Origin of the sequence: Herbidospora mongoliensis (genome assembly GCF_001570545.1) — a bacterium.
GTDB lineage: Bacteria > Actinomycetota > Actinomycetes > Streptosporangiales > Streptosporangiaceae > Herbidospora > Herbidospora mongoliensis.
The window spans coordinates 190,065-210,511 of record NZ_BBXD01000019.1; the positions used below are offsets into that span (position 1 = coordinate 190,065).

The 20,447-nt window shown below is 68.6% G+C and carries 17 protein-coding genes; 14 read left to right on the top strand and 3 right to left on the bottom strand.

The window, feature by feature from the left end:
- The 6 genes from AW272_RS28685 (at position 1) to AW272_RS28710 (ending at position 6,003) form a co-directional block, all read left to right on the top strand.
- On the top strand, positions 1-1,530 hold the full coding sequence (locus AW272_RS28685; RefSeq protein ID WP_083958765.1) for a SpoIIE family protein phosphatase: 1,530 nt from the start codon (positions 1-3) through the stop codon (positions 1,528-1,530).
- Positions 1,527-2,537 (top strand): cobalamin B12-binding domain-containing protein, encoded by a 1,011-nt coding sequence (locus tag AW272_RS28690; RefSeq protein ID WP_066371610.1) that lies wholly within the window; start codon positions 1,527-1,529, stop codon positions 2,535-2,537. The genes AW272_RS28685 and AW272_RS28690 overlap by 4 nt, the downstream gene beginning before the upstream one ends.
- Positions 2,537-2,869, top strand: a complete 333-nt coding sequence (locus AW272_RS28695) for an STAS domain-containing protein (protein WP_066371611.1) — start codon at positions 2,537-2,539, stop codon at positions 2,867-2,869. The genes AW272_RS28690 and AW272_RS28695 overlap by 1 nt, the downstream gene beginning before the upstream one ends.
- Positions 2,870-2,879: 10 nt before the next feature.
- Positions 2,880-3,416, top strand: coding sequence for a GNAT family N-acetyltransferase (locus tag AW272_RS28700; RefSeq protein ID WP_066371614.1), 537 nt, complete (start codon positions 2,880-2,882; stop codon positions 3,414-3,416).
- 78 nt (positions 3,417-3,494) lie between these two features.
- A complete protein-coding gene (locus AW272_RS28705) occupies positions 3,495-4,667 on the top strand; it encodes an FxsB family cyclophane-forming radical SAM/SPASM peptide maturase (RefSeq protein ID WP_066371616.1) in 1,173 nt (390 codons plus the stop codon).
- Between the two features lie 13 nt (positions 4,668-4,680).
- Positions 4,681-6,003 (top strand): HEXXH motif domain-containing protein, encoded by a 1,323-nt coding sequence (locus AW272_RS28710; RefSeq protein WP_066371618.1) that lies wholly within the window; start codon positions 4,681-4,683, stop codon positions 6,001-6,003.
- Here the strand turns inward: AW272_RS28710 and fxsT are convergent.
- Positions 6,000-8,471, bottom strand: a complete 2,472-nt coding sequence (gene fxsT / locus AW272_RS28715; RefSeq protein ID WP_218011108.1) for an FxSxx-COOH system tetratricopeptide repeat protein — start codon at positions 8,469-8,471, stop codon at positions 6,000-6,002. The genes AW272_RS28710 and fxsT overlap by 4 nt on opposite strands.
- Before the next feature lie 259 nt (positions 8,472-8,730).
- Between fxsT and AW272_RS42605 the strand changes: the two genes are divergently transcribed.
- The 6 genes from AW272_RS42605 to AW272_RS42610 all read left to right on the top strand — a co-directional run bounded on the left by AW272_RS42605 (position 8,731) and on the right by AW272_RS42610 (position 15,893).
- Positions 8,731-8,892 (top strand): hypothetical protein, encoded by a 162-nt coding sequence (locus AW272_RS42605; protein ID WP_157518850.1) that lies wholly within the window; start codon positions 8,731-8,733, stop codon positions 8,890-8,892.
- A 58-nt stretch (positions 8,893-8,950) separates the two neighbouring features.
- Complete coding sequence (locus AW272_RS28720) at positions 8,951-9,880, top strand: SIR2 family NAD-dependent protein deacylase (RefSeq protein ID WP_157518851.1); 930 nt, start codon at positions 8,951-8,953, stop codon at positions 9,878-9,880.
- On the top strand, positions 9,877-11,919 hold the full coding sequence (locus tag AW272_RS28725) for a tetratricopeptide repeat protein (protein ID WP_157518852.1): 2,043 nt from the start codon (positions 9,877-9,879) through the stop codon (positions 11,917-11,919). Before AW272_RS28720 ends, AW272_RS28725 begins: the two co-directional genes overlap by 4 nt.
- Before the next feature lie 240 nt (positions 11,920-12,159).
- Complete coding sequence (locus tag AW272_RS41190; protein WP_169807650.1) at positions 12,160-13,563, top strand: MFS transporter; 1,404 nt, start codon at positions 12,160-12,162, stop codon at positions 13,561-13,563.
- A gap of 10 nt (positions 13,564-13,573) precedes the next feature.
- The gene (locus AW272_RS28735) at positions 13,574-15,526 is read left to right on the top strand and encodes a thioredoxin domain-containing protein (protein ID WP_066371630.1); all 1,953 of its coding nucleotides are present in this window, start codon (positions 13,574-13,576) and stop codon (positions 15,524-15,526) included.
- Between the two features lie 193 nt (positions 15,527-15,719).
- Positions 15,720-15,893 carry a hypothetical protein gene (locus AW272_RS42610; protein WP_218011109.1) on the top strand — a complete coding sequence of 58 codons (174 nt, stop codon included), beginning with the start codon at positions 15,720-15,722 and terminating at the stop codon, positions 15,891-15,893.
- A 16-nt stretch (positions 15,894-15,909) separates the two neighbouring features.
- Here the strand turns inward: AW272_RS42610 and AW272_RS28740 are convergent, their stop codons facing one another.
- Both AW272_RS28740 and AW272_RS28745 read right to left on the bottom strand, forming a co-directional pair.
- Positions 15,910-18,057: a transglycosylase domain-containing protein gene (locus AW272_RS28740; protein ID WP_245657768.1), complete on the bottom strand. Its 2,148-nt coding sequence runs from the start codon at positions 18,055-18,057 to the stop codon at positions 15,910-15,912.
- 62 nt (positions 18,058-18,119) lie between these two features.
- A complete protein-coding gene (locus AW272_RS28745; protein WP_066371633.1) occupies positions 18,120-18,587 on the bottom strand; it encodes an Lrp/AsnC family transcriptional regulator in 468 nt (155 codons plus the stop codon).
- Positions 18,588-18,683: 96 nt separating this feature from the next.
- Here AW272_RS28745 and hppD point away from each other — a divergent pair, with 96 nt between their 5' ends.
- Entirely contained in the window at positions 18,684-19,778 is a 1,095-nt protein-coding gene (gene hppD, locus AW272_RS28750) for a 4-hydroxyphenylpyruvate dioxygenase (RefSeq protein WP_066371637.1), read from the top strand.
- Between the two features lie 60 nt (positions 19,779-19,838).
- Positions 19,839-20,396, top strand: coding sequence for an RDD family protein (locus AW272_RS28755; RefSeq protein WP_083958768.1), 558 nt, complete (start codon positions 19,839-19,841; stop codon positions 20,394-20,396).
- Positions 20,397-20,447 lie beyond the last annotated feature (51 nt).

The following is a 20,447-nucleotide window of genomic DNA, read 5'->3' on the forward strand; positions in this document are numbered from 1 at the left end:
ATGGACGCTGTAACGCATGCCCCCTCCACAGAAGTGCTGCGGGCGATCGTCGATGCGGCCTCCGACGGCGTCGTGCTGTGCGATGCCGACGGGGCGATCGTGCTGGTCAACGCCGCCGCCCGCGAGATGGTGCCGGGCGATGTGGCCAGCCTTCTCGACCTGCGCCGCGAGCCCGGGGAGACCTATGAGACGGCGGCCGGCGACCGGCTGCTGCGGGTCCGCCGGGAGATCTTCGGGATCGTCCACCAGGCCTGGTATCTCCGTGACGTCACGGCCGAGGCGGCCCGCGCCGACGCGCTGCGGGCCGAGCGCGAGCGCGCCCGGTTCCTCGTCGAGGCCGGGCGGCGGCTGTCGGCCTCGCTCAACACGCGGCGCTGCGCCCGCGCCGCCACCGAACTCGCGGCCGGTCCGCTGGCCGACGCGGCGATGGTCGTGCTGCCGCCGCAGGGCATGCGCCGTACCGCATGGCTTCGAACTTCCGCCGCCGGGCTGGAAGAGGGTGAGATCCCGGTCACCGCGGCCGACCAGGTGCCGGGCCTGGCCGAGGCGCTGGCCGGGTTCCCGCCGGTGCCCAGCCGCTGGCTCGACCCCCAGCAGGCGCCCGACTGGCTGCTACCCGCCGGCTTCGGCCCGGTCGGCCACCTCCTGGTGACCCCGCTGCCCGGCAACGGCGTGCCCGCCGGGGCGCTGGTGCTGGCCCGCCGCGAGGGCGGCCCGAGCTACGACGAGGACACCGAGACCCTGGTCCGGGTGTTCGCCGCCCGCGCCGGCGCCGCGATCTCGGCGGCGGTGCTCTACCAGGAGCAGAGCGCCACCAACGCGATCCTGGCGGGCGACCTGCTGCCGCCGGCGCTGCCGGTGATCGAGGGCCTGGAGCTGGCCGGTTCGCTGCGCGCCGCCCAGCAGACCGCCCTGATCGGCGGCGACTTCTACGACGTGCTGCCCACCCCCGACGGCCCGCTGGTGACCCTCGGCGACGTGTGCGGCAAGGGCCCGCGCGCGGCCGTGCTGGCCGGTCAGGTCCGCCACAGCCTGCGCGCCCTGCTGCTGCTCGAACGCGACCCCGAACAGCTCATGCGCCTGCTCAACAGGGCGCTGCTGAGCTCCCCGACGCCGGGTTCCCACGTGACGCTGGTGCTGGCGGCGGTCAAGGGGGGCGCGATCGACATCGCGGTCGCGGGCCACCCGGCCCCGCTGCTGCTGCGCGCCGACGGCGTGGTGGAAGAGGTCGACGCGCGCGGCTCCCTGCTCGGCGCGATCAAGTCGGGCGTGCTCACCCTGCGCATCGCCACGATCGACCTGGACTCCGGCGACCTGCTGCTCCTCTACAGCGACGGCATCACCGAGGCCTTCGGCGGCCCCACCGGCCGCGAGATGTACGGCGCCACCCGCCTCAAGACCGCCCTCGCCACCTGCGCCGGCCTGCCCGCGACCGCGGTCGTCGAACGGCTGGAGCAGCTCAACAGCGACTGGCTGGCCGGAGGGGTCTTCGACGACCGGGCCCTGCTGGCCATCCGGCGGTCGCGATGACCGCGGTCGACGACTACCTGGAGCGGCTCGGCTCGGCCGACGAGTTCGGCGCCATCGACCTGGTGCTCGGCCTGCTCGACGGCGGCATGCCGGCCGAGTCGCTGCTCCTCGACGTGATCGCCCCCGCGCAGCGCCGGGTCGGCGAACTGTGGGCGGCCGGCTCGTGGTCGGTGGCCCGCGAGCACGGCGCCACCGCGATCAGCGAACGCGCCGTGGCCGCCATCGCCACCACCGTCCGACCCCGCCCGACCAGAAGCCGCATCACCGTGGCCTGCACCGACGGCGAATATCACGCCCTGCCGACCCGCCTGCTGGCCGAGGTCCTGCGGCTGCGCGGCTGGCACGTCGACTTCCTCGGCGCCAACGTGCCGGGCCCTCATCTGATCACCCACCTGCACCAGACCGGCCCCGACGCGGTCGCGATCGGCTGCGCCCTGGCCACCCGCCTGCCCCGCGCCCACGCGACCCTGACGGCCTGCCAGGCCGTCGGCATCCCGGTCCTGGCCGGCGGCGCGGGCTTCGGCGCCGACGGCCGCTTCGCCGTCAAGCTCGGCGCCGACGGCTGGGCCCCCACGGCAGACGCCGCCGCCGACCTGCTCGACGAGGGCAGGCTCCCGTCGTTCCCCACCCCCGCCGGCGAGACGCTGTCCCACCTGGCAGACGAGGAGTACACCCTCTTCGTCAAGCGCCGCGGCGAGATCCTGGCCGGCGTGATGGCCGAACTCCCGCGCCGCTACCCGCCGATGACCGACTACACCCAGGCCCAGGTCGACCACACCGCCGACGACCTCGGCCACATCGCCGACTTCCTGGCCGCCGCCCTCTACATCGACGACACGAGACTGTTCACCGACTTCGTCCAGTGGACCTGCGACCTCCTGCGCGCCCGCGGCGTGCCCGCGAGATCGGTGGCGCTGGCCCTGCGCCTCCTCCACGACGAACTCCACGATTTCCCGCGCGCCCGCCACCTGCTGGCCCGGGGCACGCTCGCCGCAGATGGAGCCTGATGGACACCGCGCCTTTCCTGGTTGAGATCGAGAACCCCGAGCCCGGGACCACCCGGCTCACGTTGTCGGGCGACTTCGACTACACGACGTCGGGCGACCTGGCGACCCTGTCACCCACGTTGATGAACAGCGACCTGAGGACGCTGGAGATCGACCTGACGGGGGTGAGCTTCATCGACTCGTCGGGGCTGGCGACGCTGATTCACCTTTATCACGCGGCGGAGGAACATCCGGCGGAGATGCGGTTCGTGGGGATGACGCCGTACATAGCCCATCTGTTCGAGGTCACCGCACTCGATCTGGTCTTCAACCTGCCGACGTCGGCTACGTAGCATTCGCTGAATGGACCTGGAAATACGGCCGATAGGGCTGACCATGGCGACCGACCTGGCCGCCGTCTACCAGGAGAACCGCGATTTCCTGCAGCCCTACGAGCCGGTCCGCGCCGACGCCTTCTTCACCGCCGGCGGCCAGCGCGACAACATCCGCACGATGGTCACGGCGATGCGCGCCGGCGACCGCTGGCCCGCCATGATCTACCTGGGCGACCGCCCGTGTGGCTTCATCACGCTCAACACCATTCTCCGGGGCGCGCTGCAGTCGGCGAGGGTGGGTTACTGGGTGGCGGAGAAGGACGGCGGCCGCGGCGTCGCGACCAGAGCGCTGGGGATCGTGCTCGACGTGGCGTTCTGCGAACTGGGCTTACACCGGATCGAGGCGTCGGTGCGGGTGGACAATCCCCGGTCGAAGCGGGTGCTGGAGAAGAACGGCTTCTCGACGATCGGGATCGCCCGCCGCCACGTCTTCCTGGATGGGGCCTGGCGGGACGAATATCTGATGGAGCGCCATGCGCCCCCAATTAGGAATTATGGTCAGTAAAGAAATAAGCGCGAACGTTTTTCGTGGTTAACTACCAATGTCGTAGCGAATGCCAGGCTGGTCCGGGAGTGTCCCAGCGTGAGCACCGAGGCAGAATGGCCGGCCACGCTCGACGTCGGAGCGCTCCTCGCCGGCGGGTGGCGACCTGAAGCGTTCCGGCAATTCATCCTGAAAGTACACAGCAGATGCAATCTCGCGTGTACGTACTGCTATGTCTACACACTCGCGGACCAGAGCTGGGAGAGCCAGCCCCGGGTGATGTCACCCGAAGTGGTCGCCGCGGCGGCGTTCCGGATCGCCGAACACGCGCGGGCGCACGCGCTCCCCTCTGTCGAGGTGATCCTGCACGGCGGTGAACCGCTGCTTGCCGGGCTCGACCGGCTGACCGCCCTCGTTCATTCCGTACGTGCCGCGTGCGCCCCCGAAGTGGCGGTGTCGTTCAGCGTCCAGACGAACGGGGTCCTGCTCACCGAGTCCTTTCTCCAGACCTTCCTCGAACTCGGGATCCGCATCGGGGTGAGCCTGGACGGGGGCGAGGAGGCCAACGACCGCCACCGCCTGACCCTGGGCGGTCGCGGTTCCTATGCGTCGGTGGCCCGCGCCCTCGACCTGCTCGGACGGGAGGAGTTCCGGCCGATCTACGGCGGGATCCTGTGCACCATCGACCTGGCCAACGACCCGGTGGAGACCTATGAGGCGCTGGCGGTCTTCCGGCCGCCCCGGATCGACATGCTGCTCCCCCACGGGACCTGGGCGGAACCGCCGCCGGGGATCGGGGCGTACGCCGACTGGCTGATCACCTTGTTCGACCACTGGTACCAGCCGGGGCGACCCGCGACATGGATCCGGATATTTCAGGAGATCATCGGGTTACTGCTGGGCGGGAGGTCGGGCTTCGAAAGCGTCGGACTGACCCCTTCGACGCTGGTCGTCGTCGAGACCGACGGGACCATCGAACAGTCGGACTTCCTCAAGGTCGTCGCGCCCGGGGCGGCGACGACGGGCCTGCGGATCGCCGACCACCCCTTCGACCGTGTGCTGCACCATCCGGGCGTGGCCGCCCGCCAGCTCGGCCTCGCCGGGCTGTCGGACGACTGCCGCGCCTGCCGCTTCGCCGAGACGTGCGGCGGCGGCCTCTACGCCCATCGGTACCGGCAGGGGACCGGTCACCTCAACCCGTCGGTGTACTGCACCGACCTCTATCGGCTCATCAGCCACGTTCAGGCGCGGCTCACGCGCGACATCTCCTGAGGGGGCCAGGACGTTGACCCGCCGATACACCCTTCCCGGTGACGTCTTCACGGAACTCGCCACCGGCGCGGGCGGCCAGCGAGCCATGCGTTTCCTCGCTGACACCCAGCACAGCAAGAACCTGCTGCTCATCCGCATGGTCGTGACGGCCGCCGGGCGCATCGGCCACGAGCGGGCCGGGGAACTCGCCGAGGCGTGGGACCTGCTGGCCGGGCTGCAGCACGACCACCCCGACGCGGTCGAGACGGTGCTGCGCTGGCCCTCGGTCGGCACCTGGGCCATGCGGATGCTGTCGAAGGTGCTGCCGAACAAGTCCGGGGGGCCGGTGGCGTTCGCGTACCTGCCGGGGATGGCGGTGGCGGCGGCGGTCCGGGCGGGGGTGCCGGTGGAACTCGACGTGGCCGTGCCCGGCGGCCGGATGGCGCTGCCCTCGCTCGGGGTGGCCCGGATGTTCGGCGCCTCCCGGCACGCGGTGGAGAGGGTTCCGGTACGTGTCCACGCCGACGGCGCGGAACTGCGGCTGGGCGGGATGACCACGTACGTGCCGAGAGAACCGGAGCGGTTCGCAGAGGGCTGGCTGCCGCTCCGGCGGCTGGCCACCGTCTATCAGGACACCCGTTTCGAGGTCTGGATCGACGACGTCGACCCGTTCCGCCTCCCGGAGGACTGGCCCGCCGGCCGCCAGCGCCCGGCCGCGCTCAAGCAGTGGCAGCGGGCCTTCGCCGACGCCTGGGTCCTGCTCAAGGACCACCACCCCTGGTACGCCGACGAGGTGGTCAGCGGCATCACGACCTTCGTCCCGATGGCCCGGCCCTACGGCCGCCCCACCAGCGCGACCAGTCGTAACTCGTTCGGCGCCTTCGCCGTCTCGCTGCCGCCCGACGGCCGGATGCTCGCCTCGCTGATGTCCCACGAGATCCAGCACGCCAAGCTGTGGGCGCTGCTCGACCTGGTCCAGCTCACCAAGCCGGTCAAGGAGGGCGACCGCCCTCTCTGGTACGCCCCGTGGCGCGAGGACCCGCGCCCGCTGGTGGCGCTGCTGCAGGGCGCCTACGCCCACTTGGCGGTGGCGGCCTTCTGGCGGGTGCAGCGGTTTCTCGACCAGGGCGAGGACGCGCTCCGCGCGCACGCGGAGTACGCCCGGTGGCGGCAGCTGACCGACCAGGTGATCGACACGCTGCGGATGTGCGGGATGCTGACCGAGGCGGGAGACGCGTTCGTCGAGGGCATGGCCAGCACGCTGGCGGGGTGGCGTGACGACGAGGTGCCGTACACGGCGGCCAAGAGGGCCCGGGAAGCGGCCCACGACCACAAGAAGAGGTACGACCGGAGTTAGACGACGGGCGGCTCGAAGTCGAAGTCGATCCGGCGGCCTTCCTCCATCGCCTGTACGTCGTGGTAGTCGGCGCCGAGGGTGGCGCCGAACCGCTCGACGACGTCGGCGCGCAGGGCCTGGCCCTTGGCGACGTCACCCGTGGAGATCATGTCGGCGCCGAGGTTGGCCGCACAGGCCAGCGTGTGGGGGTGGTCGGGGCCGAGCACCTCGCGGAAGCGCTCCAGGATCTCCTCACCGATCCGCCTGGCCACCTTGTGCTCACCGAGCTCGGCCGCCGTGCTGGCCAGGTTGGTCGCGCAGGTCAGGGTGTAGTGGTGATCTTCGCCCAGGGTCTCGCTCAAGCCGGCCTGCGCGACCTCGAGAAGGCTCTTCGCCTGACCCGGCTCTCCGGTCAGGCGCAACGCGATGGCGGTGTTCAGGGCGCATCCGTAGGTGAACGGATAGTCCTCGCCGCGAGTGGCCCGGTAGAGCGAGGCCGTGTCACGGGAGAACGAGGCCGACTGGACGTGGTTGCCGATCAGTCGCAGGCCGTTGGCCAGCGTGACGCCCGCGGCGAGGGTGCCGGGGTGTTCGCGGCCGTAGGTGTCGCGGTGGCGGTGGAACACGTCACGGGCCAGCTCGTAGGCCTCGTCAAACGCACCGGCCTTGCGCCGGGCCACCGACAGCTCACGCGCCTGGAGCAGCACGTCGGTGTGGTTCGCGATGAGCCGCTTCTGCTGGATCACCAGGTCCTGGTAGGCGAGATAGGTGCGCTCGCCCTCCTGCCGGGCCTGGTGGTAGCGGCCGAGCAGACGCAGGTCGCGGGCGATGGCGTTACGGGTGTAGAGGACCTGCGGGTGGGTGTCGCTGCCGTAGTGGTTGAGCCGGTCTTCGTAGTTGGACTGGTCGAGGCGCAGCGCCTCTTCGTAGTCGGCGACGAGAGCGTGGTCGATGGCCTGGTTGTTGCGGGCTCGGAAGGTGTTCGGGTGTTCGCTGGTGAAGACCCGCTGGTGGCGCGGCACCGAGTCGGTGTCGGAATCCAGCGCGGCCGCGAACTTGCCCTGGGCGCGCAGGATGCCGCCGAACACGTTGAGCATCAGCAACGTCTCGTCGTGGTCTTCACCGTGTTCGGCCCGCAGTTTGGCCAGCGTGTCCTTGCCGAGGTCGAAGGCCTCGTCGATCCTGCCGACGTTGAGCAGGTGGTTGGAGAGCAGCCGTCGCATGATCAGCAGGTGGAGGTCGTTGTCGGGGAACTTCGCGGCCCACGCGTCGGCGCCCCTGGCCAGCCACTCCTGCGCGGCCTGGAAGTCGCCCTTCTGCATGAGGAAGCGGCCCATGTTGGTGGCCAGCCGCCGCACGTCACCGTCATCGCAATCGATGATCGACGACGGGCCGACGTGGGCCAGCAGGTCGTCGTAGATGGGCCATACCTCGAGGTCGTCGGGACGGTCGGGGTCGGCGCCGCCGAGGAGCAGGTGGACGTCGTGGCGCGCGGCGCTCTTCTCGTCGTCATCGAGATCCTCTCGGATGAGGGTCTGGATGATGCGGTGCATCTGGAGGGTGCGGCGCAGGTTGTCGAGGCGGGCCAGCGCGTATCGGCCGATCTCACGGACCACGTCGGACATCTTGTAGGGGTCACGGATCGTGTCGCGGAGATTCGACGGACCGAGCACGTGGCGGCCCTTGTTGATCAGGTCGAGCGAGATGGGCTCCGGGCCGAAGTAGGCGATGCGGTGGAGCAGCGCCATCGCCGAGGGCATCTGGCGGCGCACCCGTTCGAGCGAGATGCTCCACGCGGCGGCCATCGGGACGGGATAGTCGAGCACGGTGCCCTGGGCGAGCACCTTGCTCGCCTCCTCGCGGAGACGGCTGATGTACGTGTCGACGGTCATGGCCGTCTCGAACATGAGCGCGCCCGCCTGCTCCAGCGCCAGCGGCAGGTGGCCGAGCTCGTCGGCCAGCAGATTCGCCTCGCCGGCCGAGAGGCCGGGCACCCGGCGCCGGAGGAAGTCGAGGCTCTCCTCGGGCAGGAAGACATCGACCTCGAGCGCCTTGGCGTATTGCACCCAGCGGTTGTTCCGCGAGGTGACCAGGACGTGGCCGTTACCGTGCGGGATGACCTCGCGGAGGTCTTCCGGCTGGTCGGCGTTGTCGAAGACGAGGAGCCAGCGGTCGAAGGGACGGCCACGGCGCAGCGCGTCGCGGACCGCGTTGATCGCGTCGTCGAGTTTCTCGGGGGGCAGGCCGGTGATGTCGAGGCGCGGCGCCAGGGCGGCCAGAGCGCTTCGCATCAGCGGCTGCTGCTCACACGGCACCCACCAGATCACCTGGTAGTCGCGCGCGTGCCGGTAGATGTATTCGATCGCGAGCTGGGTCTTGCCGACACCACCCGTGCCCTGCAGGGCATGGAGAACGACCGCGTCGTTCTGTTCGGTGAGGTGTTTGCGCAGCTGGTCGAGCAACTCGGTGCGACCCGTGAAGTTGGTCAACCGCTGAGGGACGTTTCCCCAGACCTCCGGAGCAGCGAAAGTATCCGCGCCTTTGGCTGGTGCACCGGAATCGACCACAAACGCCTCCGGGTGATTAGGCGATACCTCTGTGATGCTAACGCACCAAGTGTGAGGTGGTGGGAGGCCGATTCGATTCGGACGACCGTTAATAGGGCTGGCTCAGGACCGGTCAGAAAAGTATGGACTCCGGCACCTTTCTCATCTATCAAAGAGGAAGACGATCCGGGGAGGACTGCGCATGGGCGCCGACCGCGAGGCAAAGCTCCTGGATATCGGGGACAAGACGCTGGCCGATATCGCGAACATGGACCACCACATTCTGGCCGAGGTAGCCGGTCAGATCCTGCGCGAGGCGTGGGAGATCGACACCCCGCTGGCCCGGTTCCAGGCCAGCATCTAGCCGGGGCCTTCCTGGGCAGAACGGGGTTCGTGGGGTTAGATTTCTCCACCGGGGACCGGTGATCCGGAACGGTGGGGAAACAATGGAGAAAAAGGACTGGGACCGTCTCATCTACGGGCTCGAGTCAGGCTACTGCACACCGTTTCTCGGCGCGGGGGTGTGTTCAGGCACGCTCCCGACCGGCGGACAGCTGAGTTCGCGCTGGGCCCAAAAAGAAGGTTATCCGTTCACGAACGGGCGATCGTTGCCCGACGTCATGGACTTCGTGGTGACCATGCACGGCAACGACGCGGTCTACGTCAAAGAACGGGTCGTCGAAGATCTGCTCTACAAGAAGAACGGCAAGAAGAGGGGCAGGCCCAAACTGCCCGACTTCTCCTCCGTGCACGAGCCCCACAACGTGCTGGCCAGGTTCCCGTTACCGGTCTTCTTCACCACCAACTACGACGACTTCATGGTGCGCGCCCTCACCGAGGCGGGCAAGGAGCCGTTCGCGCTCACCTGCCCCTGGTACGAGGACGGCGGCGGCACCGCCCCTGACCTGCCGAACCGGCCGACCCCCGAGCAGCCGGCGGTCTTCCACCTGCACGGTTCGGCCGCCGATCCGGCCTCGCTCGTGCTCAGCCGCAGCGACTACATCCGGTTCCTGATCAACCTTTCGATGAACACCGCGAGCCCCGACCATTCCTTCATCCCCGGCCCGCTGCTCACGTCGCTCACGGAACGGCCTTTGCTGTTCATCGGATACAGCCTCCAGGACTGGTCGTTCGCCGTCCTGTTCCAGGGGTTGCTCCAGACCATCTCCTCGTTGCAGCAGCGGCGGCACATAAGCATTCAACTGACACCGCCCAGCGCCCGGCGAGGATCGGAAAGAATCGCCGAGGAGTACCTGACCAGAACCTTTGATCGATGGAACATAACCGTATACTGGGGTAAAGTCGAAGACTTCTGCCAAGAGTTGGGCGCCCGTATGGGGTGGAGCGCATGACACCGGTCAGGGACAACCCATACGTCGGTCTGCGCGCATTCGAGAACCGCGACCGTGATCTTTTCTTCGGTCGCTTCCGGGAGTCTCGCAACGTCACCGACCTGTGGCGGAGCAATCGGCTGGTGGTGCTTTACGGGCCGTCCGGCATCGGGAAATCGTCGCTGCTCCACGCCGGCGCGGTGCCGCTGCTCTACGACGAGAAACTCGACGTGCTGCCGGTGGGCCGGGCCTCGGCGGGCGGGCCGTTTCCCACCCCGTCCGACCACAATCCCTACACTTTCTGCCTGCTGTCGTCGTGGTCGCCGGCCGATTCGCCGGCCCGGCTCGCCGATCTGACGGTCGCCCAGTTCCTGCACAATAGGCCGAAACGGACCGACCGCTTCGGAGACGACGTCCCCATTTTCGCGGCGATCGATCAGTTTGAAGAGGTGCTCAACTCACCGCCCCCATGGCGCATTCATCGCGAGGCGTTTCTGCGGCAGCTCGGCGACGCGACCAAGGAGATCCCGCATCTGCGCCTCCTGGTCTCGATCCGCGAAGACGCCATCGCCGAACTGCTGCCGAGGGAGTCCGACATCGCCGGTCACTCCCGGGCCCGGGTGCGGCTCTCCCCGCTCAGCGCCCCCGACGCGTTGCACGCGGTGCGAGATCCGGTCGACGCGACCGAGCGTCACTTCGCCCCCGACGTCGCCGAGACCCTGGTCCGTGAGCTGTGCACCGTCGAGGTGACCGACAAGCTGCACGAACGCCGGAAGATCGAACTCGACGACGTCGAACCGTGGCAGATCCAGGTGGTCTGCACCCAGCTCTGGGACCGGCTGCCGCCGGACACCGATGAGATCACCTTCGATCATCTCCGCGACTTCGGCGACGTGCAGGAGGCCCTCACCGCGTTCTGCCTGCGGATGATCACCTCCGTCGCCGACGACTTCGGGGTTCCCGAAGACGTCCTGCGCAAGTGGATCTACGAGAAGTTCGTCACCGAACACGGCACCCGCGGCATGGCCTATGAGGGCACCAACGAGACCGCGGGCATGCCCAACGACATCCCCCGCGCCCTGGAACACCGCCGGATCCTGCGCGGCGAAGACCGCCACGGCTCCCGCTGGTACGAACTCCAGCACGACCGCCTGATCGACCCCATCCGCCGCCTCTTCGAGTCGTCCCCGCAACTGGACGTCGAGGAGGCCGAGGAGACAATCCGGCCGTCGACCCCCACGGCGGCCGACTATCTGGCCGCCGCCGAGACCGCCCTGGCCACCGGCGAGTTCGTGCCCGCCGAGCGGCACGCCAACGACGCGCTCAGGGCCACCGGCGAGAACCCCGGTGACAACGCCCTGCGGGTCCGCGCCGAGGCCCTGTCGCTGCTCGGCAACCTGGCGCTCTACCAGGACGACGGCGACACCGCGCTGTCCCGGTTCCGCCAGGCGGCCATGGTCTTCGAACGGCTCCAGGTGCCCACGGCGGTGGCCCGGCTGCTGTCGGCGGTGGCCCGTCTCCTCATCAAGGCGCGCGACTTCGGGTCCGCGATCACCGAGTTGCAGTCGGCCATCACCCGCCATCCCAGCCAGCCCTCCCTGAAGCGGGATCTCGCCGAGGCGTTCTGGGCCGACGGTCAGCTCAACTCGGCCATCGCCCTCTACACGTCGGTGATCGCGGTCAGCCCCGGAGACGCCGCCGCGCTGGCCGGACGGGGTCAGCTCAGCGCCGAGAAAAGGGATTTTCGGTCAGCACTCGATGACTTGAAGCGCGCAACCGAAATCAGACCCTCCCTTCTCGAGAATCCGAACATACGAGCGGCGAAAGCGGTGGCTCTCGCCGGTCTCGGGCGGTTCGAAGACGCCGGGAAAGAGGCGGAGATCGCGGTCGCGACCGGCCCGAACAATGGCCCCGCCCTCCTTGCCGCGGCCGAAGTCGCGAAGCGGATGGGCGATCAGGTACAAATGGCCGAACTCGCCCGGCAAGCCATAGACGCCACCGATCCGCAGTTGTTCCCACACGCCTTTATGCGAGCCCGGGATATGCTCTACAGCCTCTGATCAACTCCCGCCTAGCGGTAGGGCAAAACGGGCAAGGGTTCGCTTCCTCAAGTGTTGGACACGATTGGGCAAGGGACGTCTTCCCTACGAGAGCCTCGGGCATCTGACTCCGGAGATCGAAAAACGGAGGAAGACGGTGCGCGCCGCCTGGTACATGGGAGTCCTTCGCCGAGCCCGGCGCCCACGGCTCCCGAGCCCGTACACCCCCCTCTTGAGCAGCCGAAACCTCCGACGAGCCCGGTGACGGGTGAGAAGCCGCGAGCCCTTCCCCAGGTCTTCACCTACACGTGGCTCGGCTCGGCCTCCGCGACGTTCGGCATCCAGATGGTCGGCGTGGCGTATCCCCTTCTGGCACTCCAAATGGGACATTCGCCGGTTTCGGTGGCTTGGGTGAGCTTCGCGTGGTTGCTACCCAATCTTCTGTTCCATTTGCCCGCAGGCGCGATTGTCGACCGGTGGGACCACCGCCGCATCATGGTGATAAGCGAGGCACTGAGATTTGCCCTCATCACCGTGACATTCATCGCCCTCGGCCTCGATGCCCTTGAATTTCACCATCTAGTGCTGGTTGCGGCAATCGAAGGCAGTCTGTCCGTTTTTTATGCCGTATCAGAAACCACCCGAATACCACAACTGGTGCATGGCGAAGCCGCACTCACCAAAGCCGTGGCCCGCAGCGAAGGCGCCGCGCACCTCGCCGTGATGGTCGGCCGGCCGATGGCCGGAGCACTCTTCGGCGCCACCATCATCGGCCCGTTCATCGTCAACTTCCTGCTCTGCTTCGTCTCACTCGTCGCGGTCGGCCTGGCCAGGAAACGACTGCCGGCGCGCTACCCGAGACCACCCCGCCGGAGCATCTTCGCCGAGACGCGGGAGGGCGTCAGGGAGCTGCGCCGGCTGCGCTACCTGGTCACCGCGACGCTGCTGACCACGGTGACCAACATCGTCTGCAGCGCGGTCCTGATCATCTTTCTGGCCAACTCCGACAGGAACGACTCCGCCTTCCTCGTCGGCGTGATCATGGCGGCCACCGGAGTGGGCGGTCTGATCGGCTCCGCCGCCACCGAGCCCTCCCGGCGGCTCGCCCGCCGTCTCGACGCGGGCCGTGAGCACCCCCGGCCGATCTCGATGCTGCTGGTGCACCTGTGGATGTGGGTCGCGGCGACGGTCGTCCTGGCGCTCAACCAGGAGTCGTGGGCGTTCCTGGTCGCGCTGCTGATCATGGGCCTGGCGGGAGGCCGCAGCAACGTCACCATCCGCGAGTTCAGCGGCCTCTACGTCGCGCCCGAGAAGCTGGGCCGGGTCGTCGGCGTCACCCGCCTGTTCGGCTTCGGGGCCGTCGCCGTCGGCCCTCTCGTCGGCGGCGTCCTGGCCGAGTCGGCCGGCCAGCGCACCTCGATCCACGTCATGCTGGCCGTCCTGATCACCATGGGGCTGATCTGCACGTTCGTCCCCCGGGCCCGGGCCCGGTTCTTCAAAGACGGCAACCTCACCCAGGCCGCCCAGCCCGACGAGATCGCCCACATCGCGCCGGTGAGCTGGCGGCGGCCGAAGTCGACGCTCGACCGGGCAGAACGGGCCAGCCTGACCCGGGCTCCCCTCAACGGCCTGCGGCGGGCCGAGCTGTCGGAGTTGCTCACCTAGGCTTGGCCTTATGAACCGGCTGGCCGGGGCCACGAGCCCCTACCTGTTGCAGCATGCCGACAATCCCGTCGACTGGTTCGAGTGGGGTGACGACGCCTTCGCCGAGGCCCGGCGGCGTGACGTCCCCCTGCTGATCTCCGTCGGCTACTCCGCCTGCCACTGGTGTCACGTCATGGCCCATGAGTCCTTCGAGGACACGGGCACCGCCGCGATCATGAACGCCCGTTTCGTCAACATCAAGGTCGACCGCGAGGAACGTCCCGACGTCGACGCCGTCTACATGGCCGCCACGCAGGCCATGACCGGCCAGGGCGGCTGGCCGATGACCGTCTTCGCCACCCCCGACGGCCACCCCTTCTACGCCGGCACCTACTTCCCCCGCCAGAACTTCCAGCGGCTCCTGATGGGCATCCACGACGCCTGGACCACCGACCGTGATGCCGTGCTCGACCAGGGAAGCAAGGTCGTCGAGGCCCTCAACGAGCGGGCCGCCCTTCCGTCGGGCCCCCTCCCGACCAGGGAGACCGTCGAAGCGGCGGTCGGCAGCCTCCAGGACACCTTCGACGAGGAGCGCGGCGGGTTCGGCACCGCGCCGAAGTTCCCGCCGTCGATGGTGCTGGAATTCCTGCTGCGTGTACGAACTCAGCAAGCCCGCACCATGGCCGACAAGACCCTGGAGTCGATGGCCAGAGGCGGCCTCTACGACCAGCTCGCAGGCGGTTTCGCCCGCTACAGCGTCGACGACTCCTGGATCGTCCCCCACTTCGAGAAGATGCTCTACGACAACGCCCTGCTGCTGCGCGTCTACGCCCACTGGTGGCGCGACACGGGCTCCCCGCTGGCCAAGCGCGTCGCCCTCGAAACCGCCGCGTGGATGATCGCCGAACTCCGCACCCCGGAAGGTGGCTTCGCCTCGGCGCTCGACGCCGACAGCGAGGGCGAGGAGGGCCGCTTCTACGTCTGGACGCCCGACCAGCTCCAGGAGGTCCTCGGCCAGGCCGACGCCGCCTGGGCGGCCGAGCTCTTCGAGGTCACCGGCACGTTCGAGCACGGCACCTCGGTCCTGCAGCTCCTCGACGACCCCGACGACCACGACCGCTACGAATCGGTCCGCGCCCGGTTGCGGACGGCACGGGAACTCCGGGTCCGCCCCGGCCGCGACGACAAGGTGGTCGCCGCCTGGAACGGCCTGGCCATCGCCGCCCTGGCCGAAACAGGCGCTCTCTTCGACCGCCCGGCGCTGGTCGAGGCGGCGACGAAGGCCGCGGAGCTCCTCGATTCCGTCCACATCGACGGCGGACGCCTGCTGCGGACCTCCCGCGACGGCCACGCGGGGGCCAACGCCGGCGTGCTCGAAGACTACGCCGACGTCGCCGAGGGGCTCCTCACGCTCTACGGCATCACCGGCGACCAGCACTGGTACACCCAGGCCGAAGCCCTGCTCGACACCCTCCTCGACCGCTTCCCCGACGGCGAGGGCGGCTTCTACGACACCGCCGACGACGGCGAACGCCTCTTCCAGCGCCCGCAGGACCCCACCGACAACGCCACCCCGTCGGGCCAGTTCGCGGCCGCCGGAGCGCTGCTGTCCTACGCGGCCCTCTCCGGTTCGGCGAGGCACCGCGAGGCGGCCGAAGGAGCGCTGGGCCCGGTCTCCACCCTGGCCGACCGCTACGCCCGCTTCGCCGGCTGGGGCCTGGCCGTGGCGACCGCCGCCCTGGCGGGGCCGATCGAGGTGGCCATCACCGGCTCCCCCTCCGACGACCGGACCAGGGCACTCCACCGCGCCGCCCTCATGTCCGGCGCCCCCGGCATGGTCATCGCCCTGGGCGCAGGCGACGTCCCGCTCATGGCGGAACGCGGCCTGGTGAATGGCGAACCGGCCGCGTACGTATGCCGCAACTTCACCTGCCGCCTGCCGGTGACCACGCCCGCCGACCTGCGAGCCGAACTGGCCGGTTAGCGACACCGGTCGTTTCGGCTGCCCTGATCAGCAAACGATGCCGACAACAACCCGAACGCCCCGCACACCGAGTTGGCCGATAGAGACAGCACCGGCCAACTCGGATGCCAAATCCCGCCGATACACGCCCACCTGGCCGATTAACGGCCCGGACACTATGTGCCAACCCAGGCCACCCGACTGCCCGGCCGAATTGGGCACCATCACCCGCACCGACCTGACCGGCGACCGCCCCGACACCGCCGAATCAGGCGCCATCACCCGCGCCGACCTGACGGGCGACTGCCTCGACGCCGCCGAATCAGGCGCCGTCACCCGCACCAACCCGGCCGGCGAACAGGTACTTGCAGCAGCCCGAACGCCCTGAGCGCCGGCCTCTCCGTCTAGCGCGTGCCCACCGGGATGTCGGGTGGGCCGCCGTTGTCAGCCGGTTCGTCCGGAGGCTGCTGATCTGGTTGTTCGGTCACCGGCGGCTCGTCGTTCGGGCCGCCGCCGTCTGACGGGGGCGGGGTCGGGTCGGACGGGCCTCCGTCGTCGTCGCTGGGCGGGGGTGAGTTCCACTCGTCGCCGGGCCCCGTCGGGGTCGGGCCGGGGCTCGGCCTGTCGGGTTCGTACGTCCGCTCTTCGTCGTCGGTCGGGCGGTAGTAGTCGTTGTCCCAGCGGTAGTACGTCACCGGGTCGGGGAACTCCTTGACCGGTTTCCCCTCCATGGCGGTCGTCATGAACGCCTTCCAGATCTGCGCCGGCAGCGCCCCGCCGTAGAGCTCGCCGTAGCCGGGGATGGTCACCGGCAGGTTGTCGTCGCGGAACATGTCGACCGCCACCGACAGTTGCGGGGTGTAGCCGTTGAACCACACCGCGGCCGAGGCGTCGGTGGTGCCGGTCTTGCCGGCCACCGGGCGGTCGTAGAGGCGGGCTCCCGTGCCGGTGCCGGCGGTGACGACCTGTTCCATGGCGTAGGTGGCGTCGGCCGCGGTGTCTTCGGTGAAGACGCGGCGGCCGGTGGTGTCGGTCTTGCGGGTCTTGCCGGTCGCGTCGGTCACCGACCTGATCACGTGGGGGTCTTGGTGTACGCCACCGGACGCGAAGGTCGCGTAGGCCCCGGCCTGCTGTACGGCGCTCACCGACGCCACCCCCAGCGGGAAGGTGGCCGCCTTCTTGTGCTGCGCGAGCTGGGCGGCGGGGATCCCGGCCGCCTCGGCGGCGGCGGCGATCTTGTCGAGGCCGATCTTCTGGCCGAGGTCGACGAAGGCGGTGTTCACCGAATACTGGGTGGCCTGCACCAGGTTGACCGACCCGTAGGACGAGCCGGACGAGTTGGGGATCGCGGCCCCGTTCACGTACAGAGGCGAGTTGCCGTAGAAGCGGTCGGTCAGCGGCAGCCCGTCTTGCAGGGCGGCGGCCAAAGCGTAGGCCTTGAACGTCGAACCCGCCTGGACCTTCGCGTCGAAGGCGCTGTTCCACTCGCTCTCCGACCAGTTGCGGCCGCCGTAGAAGGCGACCACCTCGCCGTTGGCGGGGTCGACGGCGGCCAGGCCGGCGCGGACCTTCTTCGGGGTGCCCTCGGGCAGCACGTCGGTGACCGCGTCGGAGGCGGCGGCCATCAGCTTCTTGTCGAAGGTCGTGGTGACCTTGAGGCCGTCTTGGAAGATGTCCTCGTCGCTGTAGCCCATGCGGTTCAGCTCGTTGGACACCTGGGCCAGCATGTAACCGTTCTGGCCGGACAGCGACAGCGCCTTCTTCTGCTTCTTCAGCTCGGGGAAGGTCATCTGGGCGGCCTGCCCGGCGGTGACGGCGTTGATCTTGACCATGCCGTCGACGACCGACTTCCAGCGGGCCTGGGCGGCGGTGAGCATGGGGCCGGTCGGGGTGGCGAAGTTGGACGGCTGCTGGATCACCGCGGCCAGGTAGGCGCCCTGTGCGGGGGTGAGCTTGCCGACGTCCACCCGGAAGTAGGCCTGGGCGGCGGCCTGGATGCCGTGGGCGCCCCGGCCGAAGTAGATCGTGTTCAGATACTGCTCCAGGACCCAGTCTTTCGACTTGGAGCGATCCACCTTCAGGGAGATCATGATCTCTTTGAGCTTGCGGCCGATGGACCGTTCCTGGCTGAGGCCGCTGTAATAGTTGCGCACCAACTGCTGGGTGATCGTCGAGCCGCCCTGGATCTGGCTGCCGGTGAGGGTCGACCACATGGCTCTGGCCGTACCGGAGAGAGAAACTCCCTGATCCTGGTAGAACGTGCGGTTCTCGGCGGCGATGACGGCTTCCCTGACCTCTTTCGGCACCGCGGAAAGAGGCACGGCCTTGCGGTCGACACCACGGTTGGCCAGGACGGTCTTACCGTCGCGGTAGTAGATCACCGACCCCTGGGCGGTGGCCCCCTCCTGGGTCGTGTCGGGGATGGGGGTGAGTATCCAGACCACCGCGAATCCACCGATCATGGCCACGGCGACCACGCCGAACCCGATGAGGGCGATGCGCAGGAACCTCCGACGCGGCCACAACCCCGCGATCTTCCTGCCGATCCCCACGCGTACCCCCCGGCCGACGATGAACCATCACCGTAAACGATACGTCGCGTTGCTCCGTGCACTTAGCGCTGTGCCGCCCTGACCAGCGGAAGTGTGCGGTAAGGGACGGGTGTGTCCAGAGCGATCACTGATTCGGTGCGCATGACCCCATGGAGCTCGACGATCAGGTCGATGACCCGCTGCAGGTCGGCGTTGCTCCGGGCGACGATACGGCACAGCATGTCGCCGCTGCCGGTGATCGTGTGGACTTCCAGCACCTCGGGGATGCGGCCGAGCCGGTCGGCCAGTGGCTCGTGGCCGGAGATCTGGCGGATCTGGAGGGTCACGAAGGCCGTCACGTCGTAGCCGAGGGCGGCCGGGTCGATCTCGGGGCCGAAGCCGATGATCACACCCCGCGCGACCAGCCGGTCGAGCCGGGCCTGGACGGTGCCCCGGGCGACGTTGAGGCGGCGGCTGCACTCGAGTACCCCGATTCTGGGCTCCTCATTCAGCAATGCCACAAGTCGGATATCAAGCTGGTCAACGCTCACAACTTTTCACTTCCCGGTCCGTCCACGGCTAGACACATTGTCCACTGTTTTCGGACACAGTTGCACAGGTTGGACACTTCACCACAGAGTGGCCCCATGAGCGATGACGTGTTCCCTGTCCACGGCATGGACGCGGTCGTGTTCGCGGTAGGCAACGCGAAGCAGGCCGCCCACTATTACTCGACGGCTTACGGGATGACCCTGATCGCGTACAAGGGTCCTGAAACCGGCAGTCGCGACGAGGTCGCCTATGTGCTCAAGTCGGGCGGTGCCCGGTTCGAGTTGCGCGGGGCGATCCGGCCCGACTCCGATCTTGCCCGCCATGTGGCCGCGCACAGTGACGGCGTGATCGATCTGGCCATCGAGGTGCCGAACGTCGACGCGGCCTACCGGCACGCGCTGGCTCAGGGCGCGACGGGCATCGAGGAGCCGTACGTGATCGAGGACGATCACGGCAAGGTGACCCTCGCGGCCATCGCCACCTACGGCGAGACCCGCCACACGCTGGTCGACCGGTCGAACTACAGCGGCCCCTACCTGCCCGGGTACGTCGAGGCCAAGCCCATCGTGGAACCCGGCAAGCGGATGTTCCAGGCGGTCGACCACTGCGTCGGCAACGTCGAGCGCATGGAGGAATGGGTCGAGTTCTACGAGCGGGTCATGGGCTTCACCCGGATGGCCGAGTTCATCGGCGACGACATCGCGACCGAATATTCGGCGCTGATGTCCAAGGTCGTCGCCGACGGCACCCGCAAGGTCAAGTTCCCGCTGAACGAGCCCGCGGCCGGCAAGAAGAAGTCGCAGATCGACGAGTACCTGGAGTTCTACGGCGGCCCCGGCGTGCAGCACATCGCGCTGGCCACGGGCGACATCCTGGACACCGTCGACCGCATGCGGGCCGCCGGGGTGGAGTTCCTGGACACGCCCGACTCCTACTACGACGACCCCGCCCTGCGTGAGCGCATCGGCAACGTGCGGGTGCCGGTCGAGGAGCTGAAGAAGCGGCGCATCCTGGTCGACCGCGACGAAGACGGCTACCTGCTGCAGATCTTCACCAAGACCGTGCAGGACCGCCCGACGGTGTTCTTCGAGTTCATCGAGCGGCACGGCTCGCTCGGCTTCGGCAAGGGCAACTTCAAGGCCCTGTTCGAGGCGATCGAGCGCGAGCAGGAGCTGCGCGGCAATCTGTAGATCCTTTTCTTTACATCGCGGCGGATTTGTCCTGGTCCGCAGCGGGTGATCACTCCCGGTATGGCTTCTCCGACTCCGCCGCCGGGTGATCTCCCGGGCCAGGACCCGTCCCAGCCCTGGACACCGCCGCCCGCGCCGGGCGGGCGTCCCCCGTACGGGACGCCCGGTCACGGCGCCCCGCCACCGGCCGGCCAACCCCTCGCCGGCCGGTGGCGGCGACTTCTCGCCGGCATCGTGGACGCGATCATCGTCGGCATCCTGTCCACGCCGTTCACCTACTCGTCGTGGACGGATGTGTACGACGAGCGCACCGGCGTGTGGCACACCGAGCAGGTCACCCACTGGTTCTGGGGTTTCCTCATCGGGTTCCTGTACTACTGGCTCTTCCACGCCTACTGGAACGGCCAGACGCCCGGCAAGAAGATCTTCCACATGCGCGTGGTCCGCGAGAACGGCGCCCGCATCGGTGTCGGCCAGGCCGCGGTCAGAGCCATCGTGTTCGTCGTCCTCACCGCCACCTGCTGTCTCGGCTTCATCGACCTGATCTGGATTTTGTTCGACCGAAGAAAGCAGGCACTGCACGACAAAGCGGCATCAACGCTCGTTGTTGATGCCTGAGCGTGTCCGCAGGCTCGCATAAGGTGTCCCGGCAGGGTCGGTTCGGGGAGG

Excerpts from the sequence above, each read along its gene's own strand:
- AW272_RS28685 (WP_083958765.1), top strand. The coding sequence starts at position 1 with ATGGACGCTGTAACGCATGCCCCCTCCACAGAAGTGCTGCGGGCGATC.
- AW272_RS28690 (WP_066371610.1), top strand. The coding sequence starts at position 1,527 with ATGACCGCGGTCGACGACTACCTGGAGCGGCTCGGCTCGGCCGACGAG.
- AW272_RS28695 (WP_066371611.1), top strand. The coding sequence starts at position 2,537 with ATGGACACCGCGCCTTTCCTGGTTGAGATCGAGAACCCCGAGCCCGGG.
- AW272_RS28700 (WP_066371614.1), top strand. The coding sequence starts at position 2,880 with ATGGACCTGGAAATACGGCCGATAGGGCTGACCATGGCGACCGACCTG.
- AW272_RS42605 (WP_157518850.1), top strand. The coding sequence starts at position 8,731 with ATGGGCGCCGACCGCGAGGCAAAGCTCCTGGATATCGGGGACAAGACG.
- AW272_RS28725 (WP_157518852.1), top strand. The coding sequence starts at position 9,877 with ATGACACCGGTCAGGGACAACCCATACGTCGGTCTGCGCGCATTCGAG.
- AW272_RS28735 (WP_066371630.1), top strand. The coding sequence starts at position 13,574 with ATGAACCGGCTGGCCGGGGCCACGAGCCCCTACCTGTTGCAGCATGCC.
- hppD (WP_066371637.1), top strand. The coding sequence starts at position 18,684 with ATGAGCGATGACGTGTTCCCTGTCCACGGCATGGACGCGGTCGTGTTC.
- AW272_RS28755 (WP_083958768.1), top strand. The coding sequence starts at position 19,839 with ATGGCTTCTCCGACTCCGCCGCCGGGTGATCTCCCGGGCCAGGACCCG.